The sequence below is a fragment of the Neisseria subflava genome (assembly GCF_003044935.1).
Lineage (GTDB): Bacteria > Pseudomonadota > Gammaproteobacteria > Burkholderiales > Neisseriaceae > Neisseria > Neisseria subflava_E.
Genome location: NZ_POXP01000003.1, coordinates 116,647 through 136,365 on the forward strand (window position 1 = coordinate 116,647; position 19,719 = coordinate 136,365).

Consider the following 19,719-nt stretch of genomic DNA (forward strand, 5'->3'; position numbering starts at 1 on the left):
TTGCTATGTAAATGATAGATATGTCCTATTAAAAGTGGTTTGATTATTAAGTTGAGGCAATTAGACGGATTTTTTCCGGAGAACCCATTTAATGTCCTGCCCGATGATTTCTACCGATTGACTTTGCCAAGGGCCGTCTGAAAGTAGGGCGGCCGGATTTTCAGGGAGGGAGAAAAGAGGTTTGCCTGCGCCTAACAGTTTCGGTGCTTGGTAGAGGACGATTTCATCCACCAAGTCATCCTTCAGGAAGGCTGAAGCAAGTGTTGAGCCGGCTTCTACCAGAACTTCGCCAAAGCCAAGTTCTGCCAGTTGCGGCATGAGTGAAAGAAGATTGATGCGGCCGTTGATGTGTTCAGACGGCCTGATAATGCGGATATGTTCAAATTTACCCAGCGCCTGCAAACGTTGTTCGTCTGAGGAAAGGGTAACGATAACGGTCGGGCTTTCGGTATCGGTCACGAGGTGGCAGTCCAAAGGGATTTGCAGCCGGCTGTCCAAGACGATACGCGCAGGTTGGCGTAGGGTGGGAAAGCTGCGGACGTTGAGTTTCGGGTTGTCGGCAAGCACGGTACCGATACCGGTCAAAACGGCGCAACTTTCGGCACGGAGAATTTGTACGTCTTCGCGCGCTGCTTCGCCGGTAATCCAAAAGCTGCGGCCGTCTGAAAGGGCGGTTTTGCCGTCCAAACTGGCGGCGCATTTGAGGCGGACAAATGGTCTGCCGCGTTCGATACGCGACAGGAAACCGCGGTTGAGCTCGCGCGCCTGAGCTTCCAACAAACCGCTTTCGGTACGGATTCCGGCGGCTTCCAGCATAGACAAGCCTTTGCCTGCGACCAACGGGTTAGGGTCGGTCATGGCGGCGACCACGCGCGTTACGCCGGAATGAACCAGCGCTTCGGCGCATGGCGGTGTGCGGCCGTAATGGCTGCAAGGTTCCAGCGTGACATAGGCTGTTGCACCTTTTGCCGTAGCTCCGGCCTGCCTTAATGCGTGAACTTCAGCGTGCGGCTCGCCTGCTTTGACGTGGAAACCTTGTCCGACGATTTGTGCGCCGTGTGCAATTACGCAACCGACGCGGGGATTGGGGGAAGTAGAAAACCGCCCAAGCTTGGCCAGCTCGAGGGCGGTTTGCATCATTTGGGTATCAAGTGCGGAAAACATGGTTTCAGACGGCCTTATTTGGCTTTGCATTCGGCGATGACTTGGGTGAATTCGGAAACGTCTTTAAAGCTTTTATAGACGGACGCGAAGCGGACATAAGCAACTTGGTCGATTTTTGCCAGTTCCTCCATCGCCATTTTGCCAACGATGTGCGAAGCGACTTCTTTTTTGCCCAAACGGTAGAGGCGCTGCTCGATCAGGGCAACGGTTTCATCGATTTGTTCTTGTGTGACAGGACGTTTGTGCAGCGCGCGCTCAAGGCTGGTCTGCAGTTTGTGCGGATTGAAGGGAACCCGTGTGCCGTTGGATTTGATGACTTGCGGCATCCGCATTTCAACGGTTTCAAAAGTGCTGAAGCGTTGTCCGCATTCCAAGCATTTGCGACGGCGACGGATGCTGTTGGTGTCTTCTAGCCATCGCGAGTCGGTTACTTGTGTGTTGGGGTGTTGGCAAAACGGGCACTTCATCGGGTTTCCTTGTCATACGCTCGGCAAGGTCGCTAAGCAATTGAATTTATTGTTTGTGAACTATTATTGTAGCGGATTGCGTTATTTTCGTATAGTAAAGGCTTTGTCTATGGATTAAGTATAAAAAGGCCGTCTGAAAGGGCAACTTGAGCGAAGTTGAGCCTTTCAGACGGCCTTGAGTTTTTCAGCCAATCAAACGTCAAACCGATACGCCGACGGCACGGGCGATTTCCAAACCTTCTTCCGCGCTCATGTAAACCGGATTGTCGGGGCGGTCGCTGAGGACAATGTCGCCGTCTTGAAACATCACCAATTCATTGACTGCCAATTGCGACCAGGTTTCATCTCGCGTCAGGGGCAGGGTGGCGATGACGGAAACTTTATCGTTCGGGGTGGTCACTTCTGAAAAATCGACCATGACATCATCGTCCAGCAAACGCGCTTTACCAAACGGGGCTTTGCGCACGATGTAGTGCAGTAAGGTGCTGGCGTGGGCAAACAGGCAGTCGCCGTTGGACATCACGAAATTAAACAAGCCATAGCGGCGGATTTCATGGGTCAGGCCGGCGATGGCATCAAACAAAACTTCAGGTTCGGGCTTGGTGGCAAAACGGCTGCGCAGGCGGTTGAGAATAAAGCAGAACGCGCGTTCGGAATCGGTCGTGCCGACGGCATGGTAGTACTCGCCCTGCTCGGGGTAAAAATCAATCAAATGGCCGTTGTGGGCAAACAGCCAATATTCGCCCCACATTTCGCGCATGAAGGGATGAGTGTTCGCCAATGAGGTCTGGCCTTGTGAGGCCTTGCGGATATGGGCGATAACGTTTTCAGATTTGATTTGGTAGGCGCGCACCAAGTCGGCAACGGGCGAGTTGGCGCTGGGTTTGTCGTCATGAAACAAGCGCACGCCTTTGCCTTCGAAAAAGCCGATACCGAAGCCGTCGGCGTGGTGGTCAGTAATGCCGCCGCGACGGCGGAAGCCTTCAAAAGAAAACATGATGTCTGTGGGCGTGTTGCAATTCATGCCGAGCAGTTGGCACATGGTGTTAACCTTTATTTTTGGGGTATTTATAGGGTTATTATGGTGTATCGGGCAGGCAGTTTCAATATGTAGAGTGTGATATGTTTATAACTATCTCATACTTGGCGGGCCGTCTGAAAAATTGCTGTCAAAAATTCAGACGGCCTTAAAGTGTTCCCAGACCGGGCGGCATTGTTCGGGTAAGTCGGGACAGGCGCCGAGTATGCCGCCGCTGAAGTCGTTGAGGCGGTGGAAGTCGCTGCCTGCGCTGGCGAGAAAGTCGAAGCGGTCGGCAAGCAGGGCATAGTTGAGGCGGTCGTTTTTACAGCAGTTGCCACTGTGCACTTCAATTCCTGCGCCGCCAAGGTTTTTAAATTCTTGAAACAGGTTTCGTTTGGCGGTGGCGGATAATTCATAGCGCATCGGGTGGGCGATAATGGCCATGCCGCCCGCGCCTGTAATCGCGGCTACGCAGTCTTCCAGTGTGGCCCATTCGTGTCTGACGGAACAGGATTTGCCGTCGCCCAGGTATTTGGTAAATGCCTGCTGTTTGTTTTTAACATGGCCTGCGCGGATGAGGAATTCAGCAATGTGGGTGCGGCTGGCCATTTCTTTGTTGGCGGCTAATGCCAGCGCACCTTCATACGCGCCTGTTATGCCTTTTTTCTCCAGTTTGGCCGCGATGGCTTCCAATCGTTTCAGACGGCCTTTGCGGACTTTAGCAAGAAGGTTTTGCAGGGTTTCGTTGTGTTCGTCAAAGTCCAAGCCGACAACGTGGATGGTGCGGCCGCGCCAAGTGACGGATATTTCTACGCCGTTGATGAAGGAGAGGCCGAGGGTATTGGCTTCGGCGCGAGCTTCGGCCAGTCCGCCGGTGTGGTCGTGGTCGGTCAGGGCGAGCAGGGTGCAACCGTTTTGACGGGCGAGTCGGACGACTTCGGTTGGGGAGAGCATGCCGTCTGAAACGGTCGAATGGCAGTGTAAATCAATCATGGTTTTGCTTTGAATTTTCTCAAAAAAGGCCGTCTGAACGTTTCAGACGGCCTTGATTTGTTAGAACAGAGAGTCCAGTTGTTGTTTGTTATTGTTGCCGGTATTGCTTGGCAGAACTGGGGTTTCGTCTAATTCTTCACGGGCTGGCGCATTGCCACTCTCGGTGCGGCGGCGGTTTTCATTCGGAACCGCGCGACGGGCAGGTTGAGTGGGGCGCGGCGCAACGCCGCTGTTGTCCAAGGCCAGGTCGGAGCTGGTGGTCATGCGTTCGCGCATATACACTTCGCCACCGTTCGAAACCACGCCCTCAGGGGCTTTCATCGGTTTGACGCTGGTGCCTTTCAGGGCAAAGCGCATGTATTCTACCCATACCGGTACGGCGATTGTACCACCGTAACCTGCACGACCCATGCTGCGCGGTTTGTCAAAGCCGATATAGACGGCAGTCACAACGCTAGGGTTGAAGCCGACAAACCATGCGTCTTTGTTGTCGTTGGTGGTACCGGTTTTACCGGCGATGTCGGCGCGGCCGAGTGCGGCTGCACCGCGTGCGGTACCGACACGGACAACGTCTTGCATGATTTTGTACATGATGTAGGCGTTGCGCGGGTCAATGGCCTGAGGCGCGTTCTCACCGGCTACCAAAGGCTGCATTTGCGCTCTCAGACGGCCTTGGCTGTCGTAGATTTTGTCGATGACGTGGGCAGATACTTTGTAACCGCCGTTGGCAAAGACGCTGTAACCTTCTGCAATACGCAACGGCGTGGTTTCGCCTGTACCCAAAGCCATAGACAGGCTGGCAGGAATTTCAGACGGCTTGAAGCCGAAGCGTTGGATGTATTGTTGCGCGTAACCGATACCGATAGACATCAGGATGCGGATGGATACCATGTTTTTCGAAGCGGTCAAAGCCTGGCGCAGCGTGATGTAACCGGAATAGCGGCCGTCTGAATTTTTTGGGTTCCACGCTTTACCGTTTGCACCTTTGCCCGGCAGAGAAATCGGCGCATCGTTAATCATGGTGGAAGCAGTCATGCCTTTTGCCAAAGCGGCGGAATAAACGAACGGTTTGAACGTCGAGCCGGGTTGGCGCATGGCTTGAGTTGCGCGGTTGAAGGTTTTGCTGTGGTAGTCGTAGCCGCCGACCAATGCGCGGACTGCACCGGTTTTCGCATCTAAAGACACCAATGCGCCTTGCAGCAAAGGCTCTTGAACGACGGTAAAGGTATCGCCGCTGCCTTTAACGCGGATGACGGAGCCGCGGCGGATGCGGTCTTCGCCCATTTTTTCGTTGTTGACGGCACGGGCGGCAAAGCCTAAAGCGTGGCTGTTCAGCGTCACTTTACGGCCGCTCGGCAACTGAATCTGTACACCTTTACGGGAGGCTTCCAATACAACTGCCGGAATCATTTTATCGACGGTGTAAAGCGTAGAAAGGTATTGGCTGACAGTTTCTTCTACGTTGTCGCTTTTGCTCAGGTCAATGTAGTTTTCTGCACCGCGGTAGCTGCTGCCGCGGTCAAAATTACGCAGGACTTTACGCAGGGCTTCGGTGGCCACGCGCTGGTGTGCGGTGTCGACGGTGGTGTATACCTTGAAGCCTTGCGTGTAGGCATCTTCGCCGTATTTCTCAAACAGCTCTTGACGCACCATTTCGGCAACGTACAGGGCGCTTTGATCGATGTTTTGTACAAAACGCTCGTAATGCAACTCTTCTTTCAAAGCCTGATCGCGTTGCTGCAGGGTAATCATGCCTTCTTCCAGCATATTATTCAGAATATAAGCCTGACGCAGTTTGGCGCGTTCAGGATTTACAATCGGATTGTAGGCGGAAGGGGCTTTGGGCAAGCCGGCCAACATGGCGGCTTCGGCCAATGTTAACTCGTTAACATTTTTGTTGAAATAAATTTGGGCTGCAGATGCAAAACCATAAGCGCGTTGACCCAAATAGATTTGGTTGAAGTACAGCTCCAAAATCTTGTCTTTGCTCAAAGACTGCTCGATTTTGTAGGCCAACAGGGCTTCGTTGAATTTACGGGTGAACGAACGCTCGCTGCTCAGGTAGAAGTTTTTAGCAACCTGTTGCGTAATCGTACTGGCACCGGATTGGACGCCGCCGGCCATGACGTTGCCGATCGCGGCGCGCGCCACACCCCAAACGTCCACGCCCCAGTGGTCGTAGAAGCGTTTGTCTTCGGCGGCAATCACGGCATTTTTCAAAACTTTGGGAAAGTCACCGATTTTGGTGAATTCACGCCGTTGCTCGCCGTAAACGCCAATCACTTGGCCGTCTGAAGAATAAATCGTCAGCGGCATTTTGGGTTTGTAGTGTTGTAAAGTGTCCAAAGACGGCAGTTTCGGATAGGTGACCAAAATTGCAATTGCAATCAGCCCCACGCCGAAAAGAGCCAGTCCCAATAAGAGACCCAGGCAGGTCGTTATAATCTTTTTAATCATGACTAAGTAATAATTTGCCATTAATGGCGATAAATAAAGTAAAATGGGAAACGATTTCTATCAGCCACAGTCAATACTGTGCAAAGAATAAGAAGTCCTTTACGGATAACGAAACAGTTACTCACTCCTAAATGATACAGGGAAGTCAAATCATGCGCTTATTTAAAAGCACGAAAGATACCAAAACAGGCAAGGCTTCTAGTGGATTGAACAACCGCTCTGCCATCGGTGTCGATATCAGCCAACATGCCATTAAGATGGTACAACTGACAGGCCGTAGTTTAAACCAAATTCAGCTGGAAAAATACGTTATTACCAAATTGCCTAAAAATATTGTCAAAGGCAACAAAATTCAAGACTACGATCAGCTTGCTACCTACATCCAGCATACTTACGCACAATTACGCAGTTCTTGCAAAAATATTGTTGCAGCCGTGCCACAAAACTTGGCGACAGTCGAGCAAATTATTTACAACCCGCGTGATACCGATTTGGACTTGGAAGAGTTTGTCGAAGCGGAAGTCGGCCAATTTGCGCCTATTGAAGAAATGAACTACGACTTTCAAGCCGAAGAAGTCGGTTCAGGCCAGCATGTTTTAGCTGTTGCTGCCAAAAAAGACGATGTCGAGCCGCGCATTGAAATGTTTGAGAATGCGGGCTTGCCTTTGTCCGCTTTGGATTTAGACTTGCTGGCGCAACGCAATGCCTTTGTTCATTGGATAAATACGCATGCTCCCGAAATGGCAGAGGAAAAAGTTGCCGTGTTCGGCATTCATGCGACGCAAATGTATGCCTTGATTCTGCAAAACGGCCGTATTCTTTACAAACAAGAAACGCCGGTCAGCACAGAGCAGCTCAATCAGCTGATTCAGCGGACTTATCAGGTGACGGAAGAAAAAGCCGCGCAAATGATGGCTTCTCAAAACAAGCCTTCCGACTACCAGTCTCAGATTGCCGACCGTTTTAATGTACAGGTTGCGCAAGAAGTTCAGCGTGTTTTGCAATTTTACTATACCACGCAGGCCACTGATTCTTTCGCCAATATCAAACACATCCTGCTGACAGGCTTTACCGCACAGCAGGCAGGTTTGGCAGAAAGCATTTTCTCGCAAACCAATACGGCAACAGAATATCTGCATCCGATTTCATATGTGGAACGCAGTGCAAAAGTAGAATTGCCGCAGCTTCAAATTGATGCGCCGTCACTGACCTTGGCGTTCGGATTGGCATTAAGGGGACTTTGAGAACATGATCGAATTAACCAGAATCAACCTTCTTCCGTATCGGGAAGAGATTAAACAGCGCAAGCAGCAGCAATTCAAAATATTGATGCTTGGTGCTTTTGCAGTGGGTTTGGGCTTGGCAGCCGCTACCTATCTTGGTATTGACAGCGCCATCCGCAATCAAGAAGGCCGCAACAACTTCCTGCAAACCGAAATCGACAGACTTGATAGAGAATTAGGCGAAATCGATAAACTTCAGCAAGAAAAAGAAGCCTTCTTGGCCAAGAAGCTGAAAGTTGAAGAGTTGCAGGAAAAACGCTATCAAGCGGCTTATATCCTTGATTCTTTGAATGCGCTTACGCCCGATAATACTTATTTGACCGCGTTGGAAGCCGAAAGCCCGACCAGCTATAAAATCAGCGGTCATGCCATCAGCGACAATAAAATTGCCGTTATGATGCGCTCCCTGCCGAGTACAGGTATTTTCTTGCAGCCTGAATTGTTGAGTATTAAAAAAGTAGATAACTACCAAGAATTTACTTTGAAATCTTCAATCAACCAAGTGAATACGCCGGCTCCTGCACCGACTGCCCAAAGCAGCGGTGAAATGGCCGAACCTGTGGCCGAACCTGCTCCGGAGGCTCAATAATGGCATCTAAAAACTTAAAACAATTGGACGTACAAAACCTGTACCTGCTCAATATGCCTTCAAAACTTTTGCTGGCAGGTTTATTGATTGTCGGTATGTTGGCTTTGGGCTATGCCGGCGTATTTAAAGATCAGATTGAAACCCTGAATACGCAGGAAGCTAAAGAGGAAGAGCTGAAGGAAACCTTTACGCGTAAAAGCATTCAGGCAGCAAGCTTGAATAATCTGAAGGCCGAATTGGCTTCGATCCGTTCTGCATTCGACGTTTTGTTGAAACAATTGCCGACCGACGCAGAAATTCCGAACCTGATTCAAGAATTGCATCAGGCAGGTTCAACCAACGGATTGCGTTTGGACAGCGTTGCACCGCTCCAACCTGAAAACGATGGTCCGATTCAAAAACTGCCGTATCAGATTTCCATCACAGGCAAATACTCTCAGATCAGCCAATTTACCCGTGATGTAGGCGATTTGTCGCGCATTATTACGTTAGATTCTTTAAAACTCGTGAACGCAGGCGAGGACAAAGAAGGCAAAGGTAATAAAGGCGAGTTGACATTGAGTGCGATTGCGACGACTTACAAAGCACGTCCGGCCGAAGAGATTGCTGCCGAATTGGCTGCGCAACAGGCACAAGAAGAAGGCAAACCTGCCGAGAATGAGCAAAAATAAAAGAATAGGGAAATCATGAAAAAAATCATCTTACTCTTAAGTCTTCTTCCCTTGGCAGCCTGTACGCAAAGCTATGAAGATTTGACTCAATGGATGACGCAAACCCGTCAGGAAGCAAAATCCAAGATTATTCCGTTTGAAGAGCCGACGGTTACATTGCCTAAGCCGTATAGCCCGCCGAACTTTAAAGGCATGAATGCGTTTGATTCCCGCCGTTTGGACACTGCCCCTAAAGGCGGTAATGCGCCGGATGTGAACCGTCCGAAAGAAACATTGGAAGCCTTCAGTTTGGAAAATATGGCCTTTGTCGGAACGCTGCAAAGCGGCGGCAAAGTTTCCGGATTTATCAAGGTCAACGACCATGTTTATACCGTTTATCCCGGAAACTACATCGGTCAGAATTACGGCAGAATCCAAAGTATTACCGAAGATAAAATTATCCTGACCGAGCAAGTTGAAGACAGCTACGGCAACTGGGTGTACCGGAAGGCCGAATTGCCATTGAGCAGTAAAGAGGCGGATTCTTCCAATAGCTCAGATAGTTCGAACTCAAATTAATTTAGGGGTCTCACTCAATTATGAAAACCAAGCACATGACAAAATTATTTGCCGGCTTCAGCGTTGCCCTCGCTGTTCAGACGGCCTTTGCAGGCAATATTACCGATATCAACGTTTCCACTTTGCCTGACAACCAAAAAATTATCAAAATCCGTTTCGACAAAGACGTCACTACACCTCATGGTTTTGTAACATCTACTCCGGCGCGTATCGCATTGGATTTTGCCAACACCAATATCCGTTTGCCTCAGCCTGTTTTGGAATATGCCGATCCATTGCTGAATCAAATTACTGCGGCACAAAACAATGACCGCGCACGCGTGGTTTTGGGTTTGAACAAAATCAGCCAATACAATACTGAGATTCGCGGCAACGAAGTTTGGGTATTTGTAAACGAATCTACTGACCAAACCAATGCAGCCGTTGCAAATGAACGTGCGGTTACGCCGTCTACCGCGCGCGCTGCTCAGACTTATCAAGCTGTTTCAGCAGCCAATATCGATTTTCGCAAAGGTGCACGCAATTCCGGCATTATTGAATTGTCTGCCCCAGGTTTCAGCGGACAGCCGGACATTAAACAGCAGCGCGATCGCGTGGTTGTAACCTTGAAAAACCATACGCTGCCGACACAAGCGCAACGCAGTTTGGATGTGGCTGACTTCAATACGCCTGTACAAAACGTTACGCTTAAACGTATCGGCAATTCTACCCAGCTCATTATCCGCAACAGTAATGCGAATTGGGACATTAATACCAAAGCCTCTTCCGGCCGTTTTGTATTTGAAGTATCGCCTAAAGCCGCCAATACCGAATCCGGCGGCTTGAACCAAAATGCAAACAAATCGTTTAAAGGCCGTAAAATTTCCTTGGACTTCCAAGATGTAGAAGTCCGTACCATTTTGCAGATTTTGGCGAAAGAGTCCGGCGTGAATATTGTTGCCAGCGATACCGTCAAAGGCACCATGACCCTGTCCTTGAAAGATGTGCCTTGGGATCAGGCTTTAGACTTGGTCATGCAGGCGCGCAATTTGGATATGCGCCGTCAAGGCAACATCATCAATATCGCACCTCGCGATGAATTGTTGGCAAAAGACAAAGCCTTCTTGCAGGCGGAAAAAGAGATTGCCGAATTGGGCCCGCTGTATTCTCAAACCTTCCAGTTGAAATACAAAAACGTGGAAGAATTCCGCAAAATTCTGCGTTTGGAAGAATACGACAGCAATAATTCCAATACCCGCAACACTCTGTTGAGCAACCGAGGCAGCGCCTTAATCGATCCGGCCACCAATACGCTGATCGTGACCGACAACCGCGGCGTGATTGAGAAATTCCGCAAACTGATTGATGAATTGGACGTTCCAACCCGTCAAGTGATGGTGGAAGCGCGCATTGTGGAAGCAGAAGATACCTTCTTCCGCAACTTGGGCGTTAAATTCGGTTCCGGTGGTGCAAGTGGCCGTAACGCATGGGGTAGCAACTGGAGCAATGCACAAACCAACTACAATACCAATGCCTCATTTAACCGTGGCGACGTAGGCTACCGCACATGGACTTTGGATCCGAACGTCAGTCTGCCGACCGCAGCCGCAGTCAACAGCATTGCGCTGGTGCGTGCGTTCTCATCCGGTGCATTGGGTTTGGAAATCAGCGCGTCTGAAGAACAAGGTAAGAGCAAAACCATTTCCAATCCGCGCGTGCTGACACAAGACCGCAAAGAAGCCAAAATTGAATCCGGTACGGAAATTCCTTATCAAGAGGCTTCTTCCAGCGGTGCGACTTCGATTACCTTCAAGAAAGCCGTTTTGGGCTTGACCGTAACGCCGAATATTACGCCTGACGGTCAAATCATCATGACTGTGAAGATTAATCGCGATACCCCGATCGACTGTACCGTGGATTCTCTGACAACCAAGTGTATCAACACCAAACACTTGAATACCCAAGCCATGGTTGAAGATGGCGGTACGCTGATTGTCGGCGGTATTTATGAGGAAGAAAGCACCAATGCAGTGAACAAAGTCCCTGTTTTGGGCGATATTCCTGTTGTCGGCAATCTGTTCAAATCACGCGGCAAACGTGAAAACCGCCGTGAGCTGTTGATCTTCATCACGCCGCGCATTATGGATAATGTGGGTAACAATCTGCGTTATTGATTTTAGAATGACAAACAGGCATATCTGCAAAGGTATGCCTGTTTTCGTTTTCAGACGGCCTGAGATGAAAAGGCCGTCTGAAAAACGACGAACTTTTCCACGAAACCACCATATCGTATAAAATGACCCACATGGAAAAAATCAACGGCAATTTAATCTTAATCGGGCTGATGGGCGCGGGCAAAACCACTTTGGGCAAGCAGCTTGCCCAAATGTTTGAATGCCCGTTTTACGACAGCGACTACGAAATCTGCGCTTCTTCGGGCGTATCCATTCCGACCATTTTTGAGATGGAAGGGGAGGAAGGCTTCCGCAACCGTGAAACCAATATGCTGAAGAAGCTCGCTTCCCGGCGCAACATCGTTTTATCGACCGGTGGCGGCTCCGTATTACGCAGTGAAAACAGACAGATTTTGTGCCAAAACGGCACGGTTGTTTATTTGCATGCCAGCCCCGAAACCTTGCTGGAGCGTACCCGTTACGACAGCAACCGGCCGCTGTTGCAAGTTGCCAATCCTTTGGGCAAACTGCAAGAGCTGTATGACCAACGCGATATGCTGTACCGTCAAACCGCCCATCTCGTCATCGAATCCGACAGCTGTCACAAAACGCTCAAACGCCTGATACAGGCTTTAGGCGAATAAATACGCTTTGCAAAGGAATACTATGCGCACACTGACTGTCCAAACCCCGTCCCATCAATACCCCATCTTTATCGGGCATAAGCTGATTGAGCAGGCCGATATGCTGCTTCAGCCCTATCTAGGTAAAAAAGCAGCCATCATTACCAACGAAACCGTTGCGCCGCTTTATCTCAAACAGCTTCAGACGGCCTTAGACAGACTGGGCGTGCCGCATTTCAGCATTATCCTTCCCGACGGCGAAGAATATAAAAACTGGCAGACGCTCAACCTGATTTACGATGGCCTGATGCAAAACCGTGCCGAACGCAAAACCACTTTAATCGCTTTGGGTGGCGGCGTGATAGGCGATATGGTCGGTTTTGCCGCGGCGACTTATCAGCGTGGCGCACCTTTTATCCAAGTACCGACCACATTGCTCAGCCAGGTCGATTCCTCGGTCGGCGGTAAAACCGCCATCAACCATCCGCTCGGTAAAAACATGATTGGCGCGTTTTACCAGCCGCAAGCCGTTTTGGCCGATTTGACCGCCTTGCAAACGCTGCCGCAACGCGAACTTTCCGCAGGCATGGCCGAAGTCATCAAATACGGCGCATTGGGCGATGCCGAATTTTTTGCCTGGTTGGAAGAAAATATGGCCGACCTGATGGCGCAACATCAAGAAAAAATGGCGGAAGCCGTTTACCATTGCTGCAAAATGAAGGCCGATATTGTTGCCCAAGACGAAACCGAGCAGGGCATCCGCGCATGGCTTAATCTCGGCCACACTTTCGGCCATGCCATCGAAGCCGAAATGGGCTACGGCGTATGGCTGCACGGAGAAGCCGTTGCCGCCGGTTGCGTCCTCGCTTCCCGTTTGTCGCAAATCTTGGGCAAAACCCGACAGGCCGACACCGACCGCATTGCCGCTTTAATGGAAGCCGCTTCCCTCCCGTCTGCGCCGCCCGTTTTCTCCTTTGAAAAATGGATTGAACACATGAGCCACGACAAAAAAGTCAGCAGCGGCATCATGCGTTTTGTCGGTTTGGAATACTTGGGCAAAGCCAATATTACCGAAATTACCGATATGGAAATCCTCCGCCAAACCTTGCAACCGTATTTGTGAGGAATGAAGTAGGTTTGCTTCAAAATATAAAAAGGCCGTCTGAAAGTCATTTTCAGACGGCCTTTGGTTTTAAAACGTTTTCATTTATCGGATTAAAGCTAGATAAACCAATTTGGGCGGGTCAATTATTTAAAGCATCTTTTTATCCAACTCGGCAATAATCAACAAGCCGCTGTCAAAGCGTCGGCTGTCGGCCAGTTTCAGACGGCCTTGATGGCGTTTGACAATGGTGTCTGCGATGGACAGGCCAAGTCCGGTGCCTTGTTGTTCGGTGCCGAGAATACGGTAGAAAGGGTCGATAACGCGTTGGCGTTCGCTTGGGGGAATGCCGGGGCCGTTGTCTTCCACCCAGATGTTGAGGTATTCGGCGGTTTCGTCAAAGCCCAAATCGATGCGGCCGCCTTTGGGAGTATAGCGGATGGCGTTGTCGGTAAAGGTTTTGATGAGGGTGTAGATTTCGGTGTCATCGGCGTGGATTTGGCAGTCGTTTTCGACGGCGACGCCGATGTCTTGACCTTTGGCCAGCGCCAGCGGCATGAGTTCCTGCAAGACGCGGCGGAACTGGTTTTGCAGGTTGATCAGGGTTTTGGGGCGTTGGGTTTCGGGCGCTTGGGCGCGTGCGAGGGAAAGGAGTTGCTCGAGCAGGTGACGGTTGCGCTGTATGCTTTGTTGCAACAGGGCGGACTGCTCGCGCGCTTCGGCGGACAGCTGCATATTGTTGAGCCGCTCTGCCTGAAGGGAAAGGGCGGTCATGGGGCTGCGCAATTCGTGTGCGGCATCGGCGATAAAGCGTTGCTGTTGGCGGACGTTTTCGTCGGTACGCTGCAACAGGTTGTTAATGGCGACGACAAAGCCTTGGATTTCGCTGGGAATGTCTTGCGTGTCCATCGGCGAGAGGTCGTTGATTTGGCGCTGTTCCAAATCGTTGGACAGGGTTTTGATGGAACGCATGGCGCGATGGGTAATCCAGACGGTAAGCAGGATAATCAGGGGCAGGGCGAGGAGCATAGGAAGGATGCTCTGCACGGCGGCCATTTCGGCCAGCTCTTCGCGGTAGTCGCTTTCCTGCATGACGGCAATGCGGCCTTGCTTGGTGTTGCGGGTATAAACGCGGTAGTAATCGTCATCGTCATCGGCCTGAATGGTGTGCAGGCCGTCTGAAATCTGCTCAGGCAGGCTGACAATGGGGTTGGGCGTATTGGGAAATTGAACGGAAATCTTGTTGTCGTTGTCGAGAGAGTGTTTCTCGTCATCGGCATCGCTCGGGTCGAGATAGTTCGCGACTTGGCGCAACAGGTCGTCTTGAACCTCTTGGGTCTCGTGATAAGTATCGTAATATGAAAATATGCCTGCAAGAATGGAGAGGGGCAGGAGCATACAGATCAGGGCAAGGCTGATCCGGACTTGCAGGGATTGTTTGATGGTGTGGATAAGGCGTTGCATGGTTTGTGTGTTGATGTTGTTGTGGTTTTTCAGACGGCCTGATTGTTTTGTGCAACCAGCCAGCCGACCCCGCGGACGTTTTGAATCGCTTCTTTGCCGAGTTTTTTGCGTAAGGCGTGAATCAGGAAGTCAACGGCGTTGCTTTCGACTTCTTCGCCCCAGCCGTAGATTTTGTCTTCCAAATCGCTGCGCGACAAAATCATGCCCGGACGCAGCAGCAGGGCTTGGAGGACGGCAAATTCTTTGTTGCTGAGCATGATGGCCTGTTCCTGCCCGACTACTTCCGCCTGATGGGTGGAAGGGTTGAGCGTGATGATGCCGTTGCTCAGCAGCGTTTGCGCCTGTCCGCCGTGTCGGCGCAATACGGCGCGCATACGGGCTTGCAGTTCCGCCATGTCGAAGGGTTTGACGATGTAGTCGTCTGCGCCGCCGTCTAGGCCGTTGAGGCGGCTGTGCAAATCGTCGCGCGCGGTCACGATTAAGACAGGAACGGTACAGCGGCCGTTGCGGATTTGCGCCAATACGTCCAAACCGTCTTTGCCGGGCAAACCCAAATCCAAGAGCAGCAAATCGTATGCTTGCGCAGCCACTGCTGCGGCAACTTCCGAACCGCGACTGACCCAATCGACAGCGTAGCCGGTGTCTTTCAGGTTGGCACTGACGGCTTGGGCAATCATGGCATCGTCTTCAACCAATAATACGCGCATGGAAGTTCTCCGGAGGATGGGTGGATAGTGATTATAACTGCACTCAATTAGTAAAAATTTAGGAACTGTCGAAAAACAAAAGATGAGGCCGTCTGAAATTTCGTTTTTCAGACGGCCTGTATGCTTCAATTCCGATTATTTAGGGTTTTTTTCAATCAAGGCAACCAGTTGGTCGATATAGCCTTGAACAAAGCCGCGCGCTGATTCGATGAGTTGGCCGTTGTCGTCAAACAGGGTGGGCGAGTTGCCGAGGAATACTTCCGGCTGGCCGGTCAACGGCATATCGAAATACGAAAGGGCAAGGCGCAGATTTTTTTGCGCGCTATAACCGCCCATTTTACCGACAGAATGACTGATGATGCCGGCAGGTGTTTTTTTCCAGGCAACATCGGCATTGGGTTTGGAGCCGATGTCGATGGCGTTTTTCAGGCAGGCCGGTACGGTACGGTTGTTTTCGGAAGTCACGAACAATACGCCAGCCGAGGCTTTGATGGTTTCGCGGAACTCGGTATAGCTGGACGGAGTAGGGAAGTCGGTAACGGCAGGATCGTCGTAGTCGAAGTTGTATAAAGGCAAATGGCCGATTTCGACGATTTGCGCTTCGTAGCCTTCGGGGAACATGGAAATGACGTTTTGTGCGATTTTTCGTGCAAACGAGCCTTTACGCAGACTGCCGACCAAGATGCTGACTTTCTTTGACATGTTTTTCTCCTGTTTAATAATAAAAATGAAAACAATTCTAAATTTTAGTGTTATCTGGGGAAGCGGTCAAGGTTTCAGACGGCCTGTCAAAATAGTTTATGCTAAAATAACGGTTTCGCTGATATTTCAAATTATTATGCACGCTTCTGATTCGCAAGAGGACGCAACGGCACACGAATACTATGCCGACAATCCCGACTTTCCAGCTAAAACCATTGTCGCCACTTTATTCATCGGCGCATTTTTCGGCTATCTCAACGACACGCTGCTGAATGTCGCGCTCACGCCGATTATGAAAGATTTTGGTGTCGATAAGACCACGGTTCAATGGCTGACGACGGGTTTTCTGCTGGTCATGGGGGCATTTACGCCGATTACGACAGGCGTGATTCAATGGTTTGAAACGCGCAAAATGGTGCTGTTTACGCAGGCAACGTTTTTAGCAGGATCGCTGATTTGCGCGTTTGCACCGACGTTTGGCGTATTGGTGGTCGGTCGGATGGTGCAGGCAGTGTCTGCCGCGTTTTTTGTCCCGCTTCTGTTTAACGGCGTGTTGTCGATTTTCCCTCCCAACAGGCGCGGAACGGCGATGGGTGTGATTACCATGATGTTTACCGCCGCGCCTGCAATGGGGCCGACGCTGTCGGGCATCATCATCGACCATACGCATTGGCGTGTGCTGTTCGGTTTTACCGCGCCGTTTATGCTGGCGGCGATGGTGCTGGTGGGCAAATATTTGACAGTCAATTTAAGCAACATCAGCCGTCCGAAAATCGATATGTTGTCGGCTGTGCTGTCGATTGCGGGATTTGGCGGGCTGGTTTATGCGAGCAGTAATTTTGCCCATATGCCGCTGCTGGAATTTATCCTGCTCTTTGCCGCTTCTGTTGTACTGGTGGGTTGGTTTGCGCACCGTCAGTTCCGTTTGGCTACGCCGTTGTTGAACCTTCGTGCTTTTGAATACAAACAGTTCAGATATTGCGTTGTGATTTTGGCCGGTGCGATATTCCTGTTCTTGGGCTTGGAACTGATGGTGCCGATGTACACGCAGCAAGTGTTGATGCTGACCGGTACGGCAACCGGTCTGATTCTGATGCCTGCCAGTATTGCCCAAGCGGTTGCCGCACCTTTGTTCGGTAAATTGTTGGACAAAAAGGGCGGCTGCTTCGTCGTTTTGCCGGCAACAGTGATGCTGGTGGTGTCGTTGGCGGTATTGTGGCTGTTTTTGCGGATTGATACGCAAGTGGTGATGTTGACGGCGATGTTTACGCTGTTGGCGCTTTCCGTGTCTGCTTGCGTAACCGGCGAAACCCATGGTCTGAACGCGTTGCCGAAAACGCTCAATCCGCATGGCGCGGCGATTCTGACCACCATCAACCCGATTGCCGGTGCCATCGGCGCGGCGTTTTTTGTTGGTGCGACCAATATCGGCGAGAAACTTTCCAGTGCAGATATGCCGCAACAGGCAATGCTGGACGGTATCCATTTGGCGATGGGTTGCGCTTTGGTTGTCGGTGTTATGGTCGTCATGTTTGCTTTACGTTTGAAAGCGCATCAGAAATAAATAAAAGGCCGTCTGAAACGTTCAGACGGCCTAAGTACCTCGTAAGAATTTATAAGATTTTTGTAACATAATGAAGTTGAAAAGTATTTTGTCAATCGGCCTGATGATGGCGGTTTGTCCGTCTTGGGCTTTGGATTTCGGGCGTATTCCTGAAAATGAGATTTCTGTTTATGTGCAGGAATTGGACAGTGGCAAGGTGATTGCCGAACACCGTGCCGATGAATTGCGCAATCCTGCTTCGACCATGAAGCTGGTAACGGCGTTTACCGCGTTTCGTATGTTGGGCGGTGATTATCGTTGGAAAACTGAGTTTAAAACCAACGGCCCAATCAAAGGCGATACGTTGAAAGGCAATGTGTATTGGGTGGGGAGCGGCGATCCTGTGTTTGATCAGCATGATTTGGTGCAAATGCAGCAACAGATGCGCGATAAGGGCATACGCCATATTGACGGACATCTGATACTCGACCGCAGTCTGTGGGGCGATGTGAAGAATCCGGATGATTTTGCTTCCGATTCTGCCGAAAGCTTTATGACGCCGCCCGATCCTAATATGTTGGCGTATAAAACCGTTGGACTGCGTGCTGAAAAAGAAGAAGACGGAAGCTTGGTCATCCGTACCAACCCGCCGCTGCCGAATCTGAACATTCAAAACAAATTGACGCTTGAGAATAAAGAAGGGAAGTGCAGTGTTTTAAAAAACCACATGAAGACTTCCTATAAAAACAATACGCTGACCGTATCGGGTAAGCTGCCGGAAAGCTGCTTGGGCAAAGAGCTGTATCTGAATATGTACAGCATGAAAGAATTTGTCGGCAAAAGTTTTGTCAACCAATGGCGTCAACAAGACGGTACGGTTTCAGACGGCCTGACGACAGGTGTCGCGCCTCATGACGCGCATATTTTGGCAAGTCATCAATCCAAACCGCTTGCCGATATCCTCACCGATATGAACAAGCATTCCAATAATCTGATTGCCCGTTCAGTTTTCCTTAAATTTGCCGGAAATATGTCTGATTACAAGCTGGCGCAGACTAAGGCCGCGTCTATCGTAAAAAGCGAGCTGGAGGTTGCCGGTATCAATACGGAAGGGCTGGTGTTGGAAAACGGCTCAGGCCTGTCCCGCGTAGAACGGCTCAATGCGCGAATGATGGCGCAAATGTTGGAAAAAGCCTACTTCAGCCCGTTTAAAAACGAGTTTATCAGTACGCTGCCGATTGCCGGTAAAGACGGCACGCTTAAAACACGCTTGAAACAGCCCGGTGAAAACCTGCGCCTCAAAACCGGTACGCTTAAAGATGTCCGCGCACTGGCTGGGTATTGGTTGGGCGAAAAGCCGTTGGTGGTTGTCGTCATTATCAACAGTCAAAAATCAACCGATTATTTACGTGATTTGGATAAGCTGGTGTCTAAAATCGTTCAGCCCGGTGGCGATCATTGGATTGATGCTAAAGCTTCCTGCGTGATGAGGTATCAGGCTTAATAAGCTAAAAAAGGCCGTCTGAAAATGTATTGACGTTTTCAGACGGCCTTTGTGTAAGAAGAGGAGGCAAGTATTTATGTCTATTTTGAAAGATCATTTAGGGATTTGATGAATAAGTGTTTGGTGTGAATCAGCTTGAGATAGATGGTTTTCAGGGTTTAAACCGTATGTCTGCTTTATTGTGTTGTCCTGTTTTATTTTATCTAAAATAGCTGGATTTTTTATGAAAAGGCATAGGGTATAGACGAAAAAAATACCGGTAAAAACCGGTATTTTTTATTTTTAACTTGATGGCGCGGCGGACGGGGCTCGAACCCGCGACCCCCGGCGTGACAGGCCGGTACTCTAACCAACTGAGCTACCACCGCGCATCCACTGTCAAAGACAATGAAAAGGAAAGTTGGTGGGTGATGACGGAGTCGAACCGCCGACATTCTGCTTGTAAGGCAGACGCTCTACCAACTGAGCTAATCACCCGAAAAAGGGAGATACTGAAAAATCAGTATTTTTAAATAATGGCGCGGCGGACGGGGCTCGAACCCGCGACCCCCGGCGTGACAGGCCGGTACTCTAACCAACTGAGCTACCACCGCGCATTCACTGTCAAAGACAATGAAAAAGAAACTTGGTGGGTGATGACGGAGTCGAACCGCCGACATTCTGCTTGTAAGGCAGACGCTCTACCAACTGAGCTAATCACCCATGCGCAAAATTGCGA

General features: G+C 50.3%; 17 protein-coding genes and 4 tRNA genes. 9 read left to right on the top strand and 12 right to left on the bottom strand.

Annotation, left to right across the window (positions count from 1 at the left end):
- Positions 1-60 precede the first annotated feature (60 nt).
- From ribD to DBY95_RS08500, 5 genes are all read right to left on the bottom strand, one after another.
- On the bottom strand, positions 61-1,164 hold the full coding sequence (gene ribD, locus DBY95_RS08480) for a bifunctional diaminohydroxyphosphoribosylaminopyrimidine deaminase/5-amino-6-(5-phosphoribosylamino)uracil reductase RibD (protein ID WP_107724030.1): 1,104 nt from the start codon (positions 1,162-1,164) through the stop codon (positions 61-63).
- A gap of 14 nt (positions 1,165-1,178) precedes the next feature.
- Positions 1,179-1,631 (bottom strand): transcriptional regulator NrdR, encoded by a 453-nt coding sequence (gene nrdR / locus DBY95_RS08485; RefSeq protein WP_107724031.1) that lies wholly within the window; start codon positions 1,629-1,631, stop codon positions 1,179-1,181.
- A 199-nt stretch (positions 1,632-1,830) separates the two neighbouring features.
- Entirely contained in the window at positions 1,831-2,673 is an 843-nt protein-coding gene (locus tag DBY95_RS08490) for a class II glutamine amidotransferase (RefSeq protein ID WP_070460457.1), read from the bottom strand.
- 135 nt (positions 2,674-2,808) lie between these two features.
- Positions 2,809-3,645 carry a PHP domain-containing protein gene (locus DBY95_RS08495; RefSeq protein WP_107724032.1) on the bottom strand — a complete coding sequence of 279 codons (837 nt, stop codon included), beginning with the start codon at positions 3,643-3,645 and terminating at the stop codon, positions 2,809-2,811.
- A gap of 60 nt (positions 3,646-3,705) precedes the next feature.
- A complete protein-coding gene (locus DBY95_RS08500; protein WP_107724033.1) occupies positions 3,706-6,102 on the bottom strand; it encodes a penicillin-binding protein 1A in 2,397 nt (798 codons plus the stop codon).
- 152 nt (positions 6,103-6,254) lie between these two features.
- On the opposite strand from DBY95_RS08500, the gene pilM reads away from it, so the two are divergent.
- From pilM to aroB, 7 genes are all read left to right on the top strand, one after another.
- Positions 6,255-7,346, top strand: a complete 1,092-nt coding sequence (pilM, locus tag DBY95_RS08505; protein WP_199903875.1) for a type IV pilus assembly protein PilM — start codon at positions 6,255-6,257, stop codon at positions 7,344-7,346.
- Between the two features lie 4 nt (positions 7,347-7,350).
- On the top strand, positions 7,351-7,974 hold the full coding sequence (locus DBY95_RS08510; protein WP_107724035.1) for a PilN domain-containing protein: 624 nt from the start codon (positions 7,351-7,353) through the stop codon (positions 7,972-7,974).
- Positions 7,974-8,645 carry a type 4a pilus biogenesis protein PilO gene (locus tag DBY95_RS08515; RefSeq protein WP_107724036.1) on the top strand — a complete coding sequence of 224 codons (672 nt, stop codon included), beginning with the start codon at positions 7,974-7,976 and terminating at the stop codon, positions 8,643-8,645. Before DBY95_RS08510 ends, DBY95_RS08515 begins: the two co-directional genes overlap by 1 nt.
- A gap of 15 nt (positions 8,646-8,660) precedes the next feature.
- Positions 8,661-9,203: a pilus assembly protein PilP gene (locus DBY95_RS08520; protein WP_003684527.1), complete on the top strand. Its 543-nt coding sequence runs from the start codon at positions 8,661-8,663 to the stop codon at positions 9,201-9,203.
- Positions 9,204-9,223: 20 nt separating this feature from the next.
- Complete coding sequence (gene pilQ / locus DBY95_RS08525; protein WP_107724037.1) at positions 9,224-11,356, top strand: type IV pilus secretin PilQ; 2,133 nt, start codon at positions 9,224-9,226, stop codon at positions 11,354-11,356.
- Between the two features lie 122 nt (positions 11,357-11,478).
- Complete coding sequence (locus DBY95_RS08530; RefSeq protein WP_083296575.1) at positions 11,479-12,000, top strand: shikimate kinase; 522 nt, start codon at positions 11,479-11,481, stop codon at positions 11,998-12,000.
- A 22-nt stretch (positions 12,001-12,022) separates the two neighbouring features.
- Complete coding sequence (gene aroB / locus DBY95_RS08535) at positions 12,023-13,102, top strand: 3-dehydroquinate synthase (protein WP_070503951.1); 1,080 nt, start codon at positions 12,023-12,025, stop codon at positions 13,100-13,102.
- A 129-nt stretch (positions 13,103-13,231) separates the two neighbouring features.
- Here the strand turns inward: aroB and DBY95_RS08540 are convergent, their stop codons facing one another.
- From DBY95_RS08540 to DBY95_RS08550, 3 genes are all read right to left on the bottom strand, one after another.
- The gene (locus tag DBY95_RS08540) at positions 13,232-14,545 is read right to left on the bottom strand and encodes a sensor histidine kinase (RefSeq protein WP_107724038.1); all 1,314 of its coding nucleotides are present in this window, start codon (positions 14,543-14,545) and stop codon (positions 13,232-13,234) included.
- A 29-nt stretch (positions 14,546-14,574) separates the two neighbouring features.
- A complete protein-coding gene (locus tag DBY95_RS08545) occupies positions 14,575-15,252 on the bottom strand; it encodes a response regulator (protein ID WP_107724039.1) in 678 nt (225 codons plus the stop codon).
- A 135-nt stretch (positions 15,253-15,387) separates the two neighbouring features.
- The gene (locus tag DBY95_RS08550) at positions 15,388-15,954 is read right to left on the bottom strand and encodes an NADPH-dependent FMN reductase (protein WP_049328898.1); all 567 of its coding nucleotides are present in this window, start codon (positions 15,952-15,954) and stop codon (positions 15,388-15,390) included.
- 136 nt (positions 15,955-16,090) lie between these two features.
- On the opposite strand from DBY95_RS08550, the gene DBY95_RS08555 reads away from it, so the two are divergent.
- Both DBY95_RS08555 and dacB read left to right on the top strand, forming a co-directional pair.
- On the top strand, positions 16,091-17,518 hold the full coding sequence (locus tag DBY95_RS08555; RefSeq protein ID WP_107724040.1) for an MFS transporter: 1,428 nt from the start codon (positions 16,091-16,093) through the stop codon (positions 17,516-17,518).
- A gap of 70 nt (positions 17,519-17,588) precedes the next feature.
- Positions 17,589-19,001: a D-alanyl-D-alanine carboxypeptidase/D-alanyl-D-alanine endopeptidase gene (dacB, locus tag DBY95_RS08560; RefSeq protein ID WP_107724041.1), complete on the top strand. Its 1,413-nt coding sequence runs from the start codon at positions 17,589-17,591 to the stop codon at positions 18,999-19,001.
- 291 nt (positions 19,002-19,292) lie between these two features.
- Here the strand turns inward: dacB and DBY95_RS08565 are convergent.
- From DBY95_RS08565 to DBY95_RS08580, 4 genes are all read right to left on the bottom strand, one after another.
- A tRNA-Asp gene (locus tag DBY95_RS08565) sits at positions 19,293-19,369 on the bottom strand.
- A gap of 33 nt (positions 19,370-19,402) precedes the next feature.
- Positions 19,403-19,478, bottom strand: a tRNA-Val gene (locus tag DBY95_RS08570).
- A 39-nt stretch (positions 19,479-19,517) separates the two neighbouring features.
- A tRNA-Asp gene (locus DBY95_RS08575) sits at positions 19,518-19,594 on the bottom strand.
- A 33-nt stretch (positions 19,595-19,627) separates the two neighbouring features.
- Positions 19,628-19,703, bottom strand: a tRNA-Val gene (locus tag DBY95_RS08580).
- Positions 19,704-19,719: the final 16 nt, after the last annotated feature.

Excerpts from the sequence above, each read along its gene's own strand:
- ribD (WP_107724030.1), bottom strand. The coding sequence starts at position 1,164 with ATGTTTTCCGCACTTGATACCCAAATGATGCAAACCGCCCTCGAGCTG.
- nrdR (WP_107724031.1), bottom strand. The coding sequence starts at position 1,631 with ATGAAGTGCCCGTTTTGCCAACACCCCAACACACAAGTAACCGACTCG.
- DBY95_RS08490 (WP_070460457.1), bottom strand. The coding sequence starts at position 2,673 with ATGTGCCAACTGCTCGGCATGAATTGCAACACGCCCACAGACATCATG.
- DBY95_RS08495 (WP_107724032.1), bottom strand. The coding sequence starts at position 3,645 with ATGATTGATTTACACTGCCATTCGACCGTTTCAGACGGCATGCTCTCC.
- DBY95_RS08500 (WP_107724033.1), bottom strand. The coding sequence starts at position 6,102 with ATGATTAAAAAGATTATAACGACCTGCCTGGGTCTCTTATTGGGACTG.
- pilM (WP_199903875.1), top strand. The coding sequence starts at position 6,255 with ATGCGCTTATTTAAAAGCACGAAAGATACCAAAACAGGCAAGGCTTCT.
- DBY95_RS08510 (WP_107724035.1), top strand. The coding sequence starts at position 7,351 with ATGATCGAATTAACCAGAATCAACCTTCTTCCGTATCGGGAAGAGATT.
- DBY95_RS08515 (WP_107724036.1), top strand. The coding sequence starts at position 7,974 with ATGGCATCTAAAAACTTAAAACAATTGGACGTACAAAACCTGTACCTG.
- DBY95_RS08520 (WP_003684527.1), top strand. The coding sequence starts at position 8,661 with ATGAAAAAAATCATCTTACTCTTAAGTCTTCTTCCCTTGGCAGCCTGT.
- pilQ (WP_107724037.1), top strand. The coding sequence starts at position 9,224 with ATGAAAACCAAGCACATGACAAAATTATTTGCCGGCTTCAGCGTTGCC.
- DBY95_RS08530 (WP_083296575.1), top strand. The coding sequence starts at position 11,479 with ATGACCCACATGGAAAAAATCAACGGCAATTTAATCTTAATCGGGCTG.
- aroB (WP_070503951.1), top strand. The coding sequence starts at position 12,023 with ATGCGCACACTGACTGTCCAAACCCCGTCCCATCAATACCCCATCTTT.
- DBY95_RS08540 (WP_107724038.1), bottom strand. The coding sequence starts at position 14,545 with ATGCAACGCCTTATCCACACCATCAAACAATCCCTGCAAGTCCGGATC.
- DBY95_RS08545 (WP_107724039.1), bottom strand. The coding sequence starts at position 15,252 with ATGCGCGTATTATTGGTTGAAGACGATGCCATGATTGCCCAAGCCGTC.
- DBY95_RS08550 (WP_049328898.1), bottom strand. The coding sequence starts at position 15,954 with ATGTCAAAGAAAGTCAGCATCTTGGTCGGCAGTCTGCGTAAAGGCTCG.
- DBY95_RS08555 (WP_107724040.1), top strand. The coding sequence starts at position 16,091 with ATGCACGCTTCTGATTCGCAAGAGGACGCAACGGCACACGAATACTAT.
- dacB (WP_107724041.1), top strand. The coding sequence starts at position 17,589 with ATGAAGTTGAAAAGTATTTTGTCAATCGGCCTGATGATGGCGGTTTGT.